Origin of the sequence: Bradyrhizobium jicamae (genome assembly GCF_018130215.1) — a bacterium.
Lineage (GTDB): Bacteria > Pseudomonadota > Alphaproteobacteria > Rhizobiales > Xanthobacteraceae > Bradyrhizobium > Bradyrhizobium jicamae_A.
The window spans coordinates 1-8252 of record NZ_JAFCKQ010000094.1 but is presented as its reverse complement, the minus strand read 5'-3'; the positions used below and the strand labels follow the sequence as shown (position 1 = coordinate 8252).

Here is an 8252-nt window from a genome sequence, read left to right as displayed (position 1 = left end):
CGGAGTGGTCAGATGAAAACGGACATGACAGGTGGTGAGTGCCGTCCTCGACGGCGCGGCATGTTTCTCCGTCGCAGGTTCGGCAAGGACACACGCGGTGTCGCGGCGATCGAATTCGGCATCATGGTTCCGCTGCTTTCGCTGCTGGTGGTCTCGGTGACCGACATCGGTCTTGCGGTCTACCGCAAGATGCAGGTCGAGGGCTCATCCCAGGCGGGCGTCGAATATGCCATCGCGCACGGGTACGACAGCAACGCGATTTCGACTGCGGTGGTGGCCGCGACGAATTCCAATGCGATCAGCGCATCGCCCGCTCCGACCAAGTTCTGCGGGTGCGCGACAGCTTCTGGCGTCAGCACCATTAGCTGCGGCACAACATGTCCCGGAGGAAAGTCGGCAGGGACATACACCGTCGTCTCCGCGCAGGGCAGCTACTCGACCATCATCAACTATCAGATCGTACCGAACAGCTATGTCATCAACACCCAGTCAACCGCGAGGCTGCAGTGACGCGCGCGGCATTCTGGCCCGACACCAGCGGTGCGTCGGCACTCGAGTTCGGCCTGATCGCACCGGTCTTCTTCGCGTTTCTGTTCGGCGTGATCGAGTTCGGGCTGTTGATGTGGACGCAGGTCGGCATGCAGCACGCGGTGGAGGTCACGGCGCGATGTGCCAGCGTGAACCCCACGCTTTGCCCCACCACCAATCCGAACCAGATAGCCACCTACGCGACCCGGCAGGCCTTCGGGCTGACCTTGCCATCCTCGACGTTCACCTACAGCACCGCGGCCTGCGGCAGCCAGGTCAGCGCGAACTACCAGTTCCAGTTTCCCCAGGTGCTCAACCTGGCTCCATTCACGCTGACGGCCGCGGCCTGTTTTCCGGCCTGAACGCGCCCCGGCGCCATCCGCGTCCCGAGACCCGCCGCGGCGCAGCTCAATAGCCGCAGTCGGCGTAGTGCTTGCTCGCCAGCCGATACTCCGAGCCGACCTCGACGAAGTCGACGTCGAGGCATTGGTTGCCCCGCCGGAACTCGGCCAGGCCGTCGCAGCGAAGATATTCGAGATTGATGCGCCAGCGCCGTTCATGCGGATTGTAGGTTGCGAAGTCGTGCTGGGCGCTCGGCTCGGATTTGCAGATTCCCGCGATGTAGTGCCGAACCTCCGGCGGGAGACCATTGATGTGGTGCGGATCCCAGGGATCGTGCTTGTTCATCGAGCCCGCGAAGGCTTGCTGCGCGCCACCGGCGAGCAAGCAGACAGCGAGCAACCAGGTCCGGATCGCCATTCGACACCTCCCGGCAATGAGAAGATCGGCGGCCGAACACTGTTATAGAGCCCTACGCTTACACGAAGCTGACACGAAGCTGACGCGATCACCGCCTGCCCGCAACCGCGCTCACCACTTCAGCGCGGCGGTGCGCACGGGGTCGTCCCAGAGCGCAGTCGTCTCGCCATCGAGCAGGCTGACGGTGAGCGAGCAGCCGGCCATGTCGAGCGAGGTGACGTAGCTGCCGACCAGCGAGCGGGCGATGCGCAGGCCACGCCCTTCAAGCATGCGCCGCGCCGCGTGGTACACCAGATAGAGTTCGATCGTCGGCGTGCCGCCGAATCCATTGACGAACAGCAGGGCCTCGGTGCCGGCACGCGCGCCGAGATCATCGGCGATGGCGGTCGTCATCTCGGCGGCTATCGTATCGGCGGCTTCGAGCTTGACGCGGCGGCGGCCCGGCTCGCCGTGGATGCCGACCCCCATCTCCATCTCGTCCTCGCCGAGCGCAAAGGTCGGCGAGCCGGCGGCCGGCACGGTGCAGCTCGTCAACGCGACACCCATCGAACGGGTCTGCGCATTGACGCGCTCGCCGAGCGCCACGCAAGCCTTGAGATCGGCGCCCTTCTCCGCGGCCGCGCCGACGATCTTCTCCACGACCAGCGTGCCGGCGACGCCGCGGCGCCCGGTGCTGTAGGTCGACTTCTCGACCGCGACGTCATCGTCGGTCACGATGGTCGCGGTATGACCCTCGGCGATCTCGGCCGCCATCTCGAAGTTCATGCGGTCGCCCGCATAGTTCTTGACGATGAAGAGAACACCGGCGTCACCCGCAACAGCCTGGGCGGCCTCGACGATCTGATCCGGCGTCGGCGAGGTGAACACCTGTCCGGGACAGGCCGCATCCAGCATGCCGTGGCCGACGAAGCCCGCATGCAGCGGCTCGTGCCCGCTGCCACCGCCCGATACCAGCGCGACCTTGCTCGGGTTCAGCTCGCGGCGGCGGACGAATTTCCGCTCGGCGCCGAGCACAACCAGGTCGGCATGCGCGGCCGCAAAACCGTCGAGGCTCTCCGCGAGCACATTATCGACCGAATTGATGAGTTTCTTCATTGTGTCCTCCCCGCTTCCGTCCGTCTGGCGTTATCAGCCTATTTTTCCCGCATGATCGCAATCAGGCGGCGCGTGAATTCCTGCAGCAGCGCATCGAGCTCGGCATTGCGCTTGGAGCTGCCGAGGTCGGGCAGATGCAGCGTCATGGTCCGCTCATGCGATCCTTCGCCCAGCCGACCGACGCGGCGCGGGTGCGCGCGCGCATAGGCGCGCAGGAAGGCGCTCTTCGCCTGCGGCGGGAAATGGCAGACATCGAAGATCGTGTTGAGGTGCTGCACCGGGATCGGCACCGGATACGCGGGATTGCTGATCTGGCTGACGAAGCTGCGGTTCTTGCCCATGGCATGGGCCAGGCGCAGCCGCATCCCTGACGGCCGGCTCTCCAGCACCTCCTTGAAGATGCGCTTGTAGACCGCAACCGCGCCGGCCTCCGGCGCGTCATCGGCCGCCGTTTCAGCCAACGCCGCCTCCGCTGCTCAGCCGGTCGATGGTCTGCTTGATCTGCGCCAGCGCAGACGCGTTGACGGAGAGTTCGCGCAGGCCGCAATTCAGCAATGCCGGCAGGCAGCGCGGATCACCCGCCATATCACCGCACAGGCTGACGCTGATCGCAGCGCGCCGGCCGTGGTCGGCGGTCCGCGCGATGAGTTCGAGCACTGCCGGATGCAGCGGGTCCATCAGGGGGGCGAGAGCTCCATTGGAACGATCGCAGGCCAGTACATACTGCGCGAGGTCGTTCGAGCCGATCGAGAAGAAGGACGCCTTGAAGCTTGCCACCGCCAGGGCCGCCGCCGGAACCTCGACCATGATTCCAAGCTCGGGCAGCATCGCGGCAATGCCGTCCGCCTGCAAGCGCTGCACGACATCTGCGAACAACTTCCGTCCGGCCTCGAGCTCGTCCGCCGACGTGACCATCGGGAACATCACCTTGAGGTTGCCGTGCACCGCGGCTCGCGCCAGCGCGCCGAGCTGTATCGTGAAAATCTCGGGTCGGGCCAGGCACAGCCGCAAGCCGCGCACCCCGAGGAACGGATTGGGTTCGCCGTCAAGCGTGAAGCCCGGCACCGGCTTGTCGCCGCCGGCATCGAAAGTGCGGATGGTGACGGGCCGCTGGCCGGCCCAGCGCAACACCGCGTCATAGGCCTGGAACTGGGTTTCCTCGTCGGGCAGGTCGCTTCGGCCGGAGAGCAGAAACTCGGTCCGCATCAGGCCGATGCCGTCGGCATATTGCGCGTCGGCATGCTCGAGATCCTCGACGCGCTGGATGTTGATGAGGAGCCTGATCCGCTCGCCGCGCCAGGAGGCCGTCGGCCGCCGCAGGATTGCACGCGCCGACGCCCGGCTCTTGCGATGGTTGTCGCGCCGCTTCTCGAAGACCCGGACCTGCTCGGCGCTGGGGTCGAGCTCGAGCGTCGCGCCTTCGCCGTCGAGCAGCGCCGTGGTGCCAGTGTCCGGAATTGCGCCGAGCTGCACCACCATCGGGATGCCGCGTGCCCGCGCCAGCATCGCGACGTGGCTGGTCGGGCTGCCGCGCAATAGCGCGAGACCACCGCCGCCGGACCAGTCGATCTCGAGGAAGCGCGATGGCGGCAGGTCGTCGGCACAGACCACGCCCCCGCTCGGGATTTTCAGCCGCGGGCCCTGATCGCCGCGCAGAATGTGCATCACGCGGTCGCGCAAATCCGCCAGGTCGGATGAGCGCGCCTTCAGATAGTCGTCCGGCGCGGAATTGTAGTCTGCGATATGCGCGTCGAGCGTGGAACGCCATGCGACGTCGGCCGGGCTCCCCTCACCGATCGACGCAAAGATCGCCTCGATCAGATCCTCGTCCTCCAGCAGCGCGACTTGAAATTCCAGAATTTGCGCGGCTTCGCCTCCGGCGCTCGCGGCAAGGTCGGCGATCTGCCCGCTCGCCGTGTCGATAGCGTTGCGCAAGGCCAGCGCCTCCTCGACCAGCGTGCCGGCCACCCGCTCGCCGCCAGATCCCGCGTCGACACGGACGAACGGACCATGGGCAAAGCCGATCGAGGCGGTCCTGCCGCGGTAGGCCAGTCCTGCAGCGCCACCCTGCATGCTACGGCGCTCCATCCGGGAAATCGCTTGCGATCAGGTCGACCAGTGCCGCGACGGCGGCTTCGGCATCGCTGCCGGCGGCCTTGATCTCGATCGTGCTGCCGTGCGCCGCGCGCATCGCCATGATCTTGGCCACGCTCTTGGCATTGATCCATTCGGGCGCACCGGCAACCCGCACGGAGATCTGCGCCTGGAACTTCTTGGCGAGCTTGGTCAGCTTGACCGCGGGGCGCGCGTGCATGCCCACCGCATGCACCAGCCGCACATCGCCGGTGAAGATCTGTCCGTCCGCTTTATCAAGCATGCTCATCATCCATCATCGCTTCGCCGACACCTCAGTCGGCAGAAAGTTCCTCGGCCACGGCTTTCACCTGGGCCAGCGAGCTGCCGCCCGCCGCCTCGGTCGCCGCCATCACGGCGCCCTCGACGATCGGCGCGTTGCAAACGACAACGAGATCGCGCCGCTCAGGCTCGAGCATCTCGACCGCCATTTCACTGTTCGTCTCGGCGCCGCCGAGATCGACGAGCACGGCGACACCCTTGGGCGACCAGACGTCGTTGATGGCGTCGATGATCAGCGGCACGCTGGTGCCGAGGCCACCGTCGGGGTTGCCACCGCAGAAGGCGACCTTGACCTCGGTGCCGACCATCTGCCGCACCATGTCGGCGGTTCCCTTGGCGATGTCAGCTGAATGCGAGACGATCACGATTCCAACGGTGTCGGTCATTGCCGCCCCTCCAGGCCCGCACATATCGCCTGCACCAGCACACAGCTCGACCGTGCGCCGGGATCGACATGGCCGACGCTGCGCGCGCCGAGGAACGACGCCCGTCCCTTGGTGGCCTGCATCGGCGCGGTGCGCTCGACCGCTTCGGCGGCGGTGGTGCGCACCCGTGCGATTAGATCCGGCTGGCCGGCAGCGGTCCTCAGCGTCTCCAGTACGGGAACGAGCACGTCAAGCATCGTCTTCTCGCCGGCCTGCGAGCGGCCGCGTGCGCTGACTGCGTTCACGGCGCTGCCGAAGACATCGGCGAGATCGTCCGGCAGGTGCTTGTCGTGCGACAGCGCTTCGCCGGCCGCGAGAAAGAAGCTGCCGTAGAGCGGCCCGGACGCACCGCCGACCGTCATCACCAAGGTCTTGCCGATCGTCTTGAACGCCTCGTCGAGCGGCTGCGCCGAGATGGCATCGAGCTTGCCGAGGACGGCTTCGAAGCCGCGCTTCATGTTGGTCCCATGGTCGCCGTCGCCGATCGCCTGATCCAGGCTCGTGAGCTCCGGCGCGCTGGCGATGACCTGCTCGGCGGCCGCCTTGAGCAGCGACTTGAATGTCTCGGGTTGCACCGACATCGATTCGAACCTCACTCCTCTATTGAACCATCGCGTCGATGCGCTGCCCCGCGCGGTCGAAACACAGCGGACGCACCAGGTGCAGTTCGACTTCCTGGCCGGCCCGCAGCGGCCGATGCGGATCCGCCAGCGTCACCAGCGTTTCGCCCTTATAGTCCAGGTGAACGTGATTCTGCTCGCCGAGGTGCTCGACGCGATGCACGCGCCCGACCATCTGTCCGCCATTGCGCGCGGCGATCTGGATGTGCTCGGTGCGGATGCCGACCGTCTCCGTTTCTGGCGGTATCGCCACATCGGAGAGCAGGCGGGCGGGCAGGAGATTGATCTGGGGCGTCCCAAGCCGCGAGGCGACATAGCTGCTGGAGGGATTCTCGTAAATCTCCCGGGGCGTGCCGAGCTGAAGCAGCCGGCCGTCCCTGATCACGCCGATCTTCGATGCCATCGTCATGGCCTCGACCTGGTCGTGGGTGACGTAGAGGATGGTCGCGCCAAGCTCGGACTGGATCCGCTTCAATTCGAGCCGCAGCTCGGCCCGCAGCTTTGCGTCGAGCGAGGAAAGCGGCTCGTCCATCAGATAGATCGAGGGATCGCGCACCAGTGCGCGGCCGATTGCGACCCGTTGCATTTCGCCGCCGGACAGGCGGGTGGCGCGGTTGTTCAGCTTGCTCGCAATATGGAGCAGCTCCGCGGTCTGTTCGACACGCTTGCGGATCTGTGGCTCCGGCACGCGGTGCGCCGGAGAGCGCAGCGGGAACGCCAGATTGTCGTAGACCGACAGATGCGGGTACAGCGAATATTGCTGGAACACGAACGCGATGTCCCGGGCACCCGGCGGATCATGCGTCACGTCGCGCCCGCCGATCATGACCGAGCCGGCGTCGGGGCTCTCCAGCCCGGTTATCAGCCGCAGCGTCGTGGTCTTGCCGGCGCCGCTCGGCCCGAGCAGCACGAGGAATTCGCCGTCGTTCACCGTGAGCGAGAGGTCGCGCACCGCCTCGACGGCGCCGAAGCGCTTGCTGATGTTGCGCAAGCTGACGTCAGCCATGGCGCACGCCCTCCTCGCCGGCGGTCCGGATCGCAAGGCCGCTGCCGATGTCGAACAGCGCGAGCCGTTCGGACTGGAATTCGAGACCGACGCTCTCGCCGATCCGCACCACGGCGCTCGACGGCAGCCGCGCTGCGACACGCCCATGCGCCGTGTCGACGGTGACGATCTGCGTGGTGCCGAGATATTCGGCGCCGAACACCTCGCCGCGGACGGACCCGGCGTCGACGAAGCGGATATGCTCCGGACGGACCCCAAGCGCCAGCGGCGCGCTGGCGCGGTCCTCGCGGATCTCGGGCACGGCGAGCCTGGCGTCGTGGAAGTCGACCGCCCGGTCGCCGGTTCGCAGGCCGCCCTCGAAGCGCAGGAAGTTCATCGGCGGCGAGCCGATGAAATCGGCGACGAACATGCTGGCGGGCCGGTCATAGACCTCCTGCGGCGTGCCGATCTGCTCGACGCGGCCCCTGTTCATGATCGCGATCTGGTCGGCCATCGACATCGCCTCGAGCTGGTCGTGGGTGACATAGACCGTGGTCGCCTTGATGCGATCATGCAGGTCGCGCAGCTCGCCGCACATCAGATGACGAAACTCGGCGTCGAGCGCCCCGAGCGGCTCGTCCATCAGGAAGGCCTTCGGCCGCCGCACCATGGCGCGGCCGAGCGCGACGCGCTGGCGGTCGCCGCCCGAGAGCTTCGACGTCTTGCTCGACAGTAGATGCTCGATCCGCAGCATCCGCGCCGTCTCCTGCACCCTCTCGCGAATCTCGCGCCTCGCCATGCCCTGGCACTTCAGCGGAAAGCCGATGTTCTGCCCGACATTCATATGCGGATAGAGCGCGAACAGCTGGAACACGAAGGCGATGTCGCGGGCGGCGGCCCGGTGGAACGTGACGTCCTCGTCGTCGAGCAGGATCTTGCCCTCGGTCGGCAGCTCGAGGCCGGCGATCATGCGCAAGGTCGTGGTCTTGCCGCAGCCGGACGGGCCCAGCAGCGCGAAGAAGGTGCCGTCGGGGATGGTGAAGGTCGAGCCTTCCACCGCGGTGAACTGATCGAAAGCCTTGCGCAAATTTTCGATGCGGATTTGTGCCATGGTCCTATTCCGGAAAATGGCTGACGATCACGTAGCCGACCGTGCCGGCGAGGATCGTCACGAAGGAATAGCTGTACAGATCGATCGACCAGGGCTGCACCAGCATGATGATGCCGCCCCCGATCAGGGTCATCGCAACGGCCTCCCAGCGCCCGCGCCGAAAAAGGCGATGCAAGCCCCCCTTGGCAATCGCAGAACCGCTCATTTGCGCACCGCTCCGAAGGTGATGCCGCGCAACAGATGCTTGCGTAGCAGCACGGTGAACATGACGATCGGGACGACGAACAGGGTGGTTGCGGCGGCAACCGCCGGCC

12 protein-coding genes and 1 pseudogene are annotated in these 8252 nt (G+C 66.4%); 2 read left to right on the top strand and 11 right to left on the bottom strand.

What is annotated here, in order from left to right:
* The first annotated feature begins 60 nt into the window (after positions 1-60).
* Complete coding sequence (locus tag JQ586_RS39745; protein ID WP_212400071.1) at positions 61-510, top strand: TadE/TadG family type IV pilus assembly protein; 450 nt, start codon at positions 61-63, stop codon at positions 508-510.
* Positions 507-890, top strand: a complete 384-nt coding sequence (locus JQ586_RS39740; protein ID WP_212399486.1) for a TadE/TadG family type IV pilus assembly protein — start codon at positions 507-509, stop codon at positions 888-890. The genes JQ586_RS39745 and JQ586_RS39740 overlap by 4 nt, the downstream gene beginning before the upstream one ends.
* Positions 891-936: 46 nt before the next feature.
* Here JQ586_RS39740 and JQ586_RS39735 read toward each other — a convergent pair whose 3' ends face one another.
* The 11 genes and pseudogenes from JQ586_RS39735 to JQ586_RS39685 form a co-directional block, all read right to left on the bottom strand.
* Positions 937-1287 carry a hypothetical protein gene (locus tag JQ586_RS39735; protein WP_212400070.1) on the bottom strand — a complete coding sequence of 117 codons (351 nt, stop codon included), beginning with the start codon at positions 1285-1287 and terminating at the stop codon, positions 937-939.
* Positions 1288-1398: 111 nt separating this feature from the next.
* Positions 1399-2382 carry a dihydroxyacetone kinase subunit DhaK gene (dhaK, locus tag JQ586_RS39730; protein WP_212400069.1) on the bottom strand — a complete coding sequence of 328 codons (984 nt, stop codon included), beginning with the start codon at positions 2380-2382 and terminating at the stop codon, positions 1399-1401.
* A 38-nt stretch (positions 2383-2420) separates the two neighbouring features.
* Complete coding sequence (locus tag JQ586_RS39725) at positions 2421-2843, bottom strand: hypothetical protein (RefSeq protein ID WP_212400068.1); 423 nt, start codon at positions 2841-2843, stop codon at positions 2421-2423.
* Positions 2836-4455 (bottom strand): phosphoenolpyruvate--protein phosphotransferase, encoded by a 1620-nt coding sequence (gene ptsP / locus JQ586_RS39720; protein ID WP_212400072.1) that lies wholly within the window; start codon positions 4453-4455, stop codon positions 2836-2838. The genes JQ586_RS39725 and ptsP overlap by 8 nt, the downstream gene beginning before the upstream one ends.
* Before the next feature lies 1 nt (position 4456).
* Complete coding sequence (locus JQ586_RS39715; RefSeq protein WP_249148680.1) at positions 4457-4759, bottom strand: HPr family phosphocarrier protein; 303 nt, start codon at positions 4757-4759, stop codon at positions 4457-4459.
* Between the two features lie 31 nt (positions 4760-4790).
* A complete protein-coding gene (gene dhaM / locus JQ586_RS39710; protein WP_212400066.1) occupies positions 4791-5183 on the bottom strand; it encodes a dihydroxyacetone kinase phosphoryl donor subunit DhaM in 393 nt (130 codons plus the stop codon).
* Positions 5180-5803 (bottom strand): dihydroxyacetone kinase subunit DhaL, encoded by a 624-nt coding sequence (gene dhaL, locus JQ586_RS39705; RefSeq protein WP_212400065.1) that lies wholly within the window; start codon positions 5801-5803, stop codon positions 5180-5182. The genes dhaM and dhaL overlap by 4 nt, the downstream gene beginning before the upstream one ends.
* Before the next feature lie 19 nt (positions 5804-5822).
* Positions 5823-6848, bottom strand: a complete 1026-nt coding sequence (locus JQ586_RS39700) for an ABC transporter ATP-binding protein (protein WP_212400064.1) — start codon at positions 6846-6848, stop codon at positions 5823-5825.
* Positions 6841-7938, bottom strand: a complete 1098-nt coding sequence (locus JQ586_RS39695) for an ABC transporter ATP-binding protein (protein WP_212400063.1) — start codon at positions 7936-7938, stop codon at positions 6841-6843. Before JQ586_RS39695 ends, JQ586_RS39700 begins: the two co-directional genes overlap by 8 nt.
* Positions 7939-7942: 4 nt before the next feature.
* Positions 7943-8143: a hypothetical protein gene (locus JQ586_RS39690; protein WP_212400062.1), complete on the bottom strand. Its 201-nt coding sequence runs from the start codon at positions 8141-8143 to the stop codon at positions 7943-7945.
* Positions 8140-8252 (bottom strand): annotated as a pseudogene (locus JQ586_RS39685) (carbohydrate ABC transporter permease); the annotation flags it as partial. The pseudogene JQ586_RS39685 and the gene JQ586_RS39690, both read right to left, overlap by 4 nt.

Bases quoted from the DNA above. Each gene is read 5' to 3' on its own strand.
- JQ586_RS39735 (WP_212400070.1), bottom strand. From the start codon at position 1,287: ATGGCGATCCGGACCTGGTTGCTCGCTGTCTGCTTGCTCGCCGGTGGC.
- dhaL (WP_212400065.1), bottom strand. From the start codon at position 5,803: ATGTCGGTGCAACCCGAGACATTCAAGTCGCTGCTCAAGGCGGCCGCC.
- JQ586_RS39695 (WP_212400063.1), bottom strand. From the start codon at position 7,938: ATGGCACAAATCCGCATCGAAAATTTGCGCAAGGCTTTCGATCAGTTC.
- JQ586_RS39690 (WP_212400062.1), bottom strand. From the start codon at position 8,143: ATGAGCGGTTCTGCGATTGCCAAGGGGGGCTTGCATCGCCTTTTTCGG.
- JQ586_RS39745 (WP_212400071.1), top strand. From the start codon at position 61: ATGTTTCTCCGTCGCAGGTTCGGCAAGGACACACGCGGTGTCGCGGCG.
- dhaK (WP_212400069.1), bottom strand. From the start codon at position 2,382: ATGAAGAAACTCATCAATTCGGTCGATAATGTGCTCGCGGAGAGCCTC.
- JQ586_RS39715 (WP_249148680.1), bottom strand. From the start codon at position 4,759: ATGCTTGATAAAGCGGACGGACAGATCTTCACCGGCGATGTGCGGCTG.
- JQ586_RS39700 (WP_212400064.1), bottom strand. From the start codon at position 6,848: ATGGCTGACGTCAGCTTGCGCAACATCAGCAAGCGCTTCGGCGCCGTC.
- dhaM (WP_212400066.1), bottom strand. From the start codon at position 5,183: ATGACCGACACCGTTGGAATCGTGATCGTCTCGCATTCAGCTGACATC.
- ptsP (WP_212400072.1), bottom strand. From the start codon at position 4,455: ATGCAGGGTGGCGCTGCAGGACTGGCCTACCGCGGCAGGACCGCCTCG.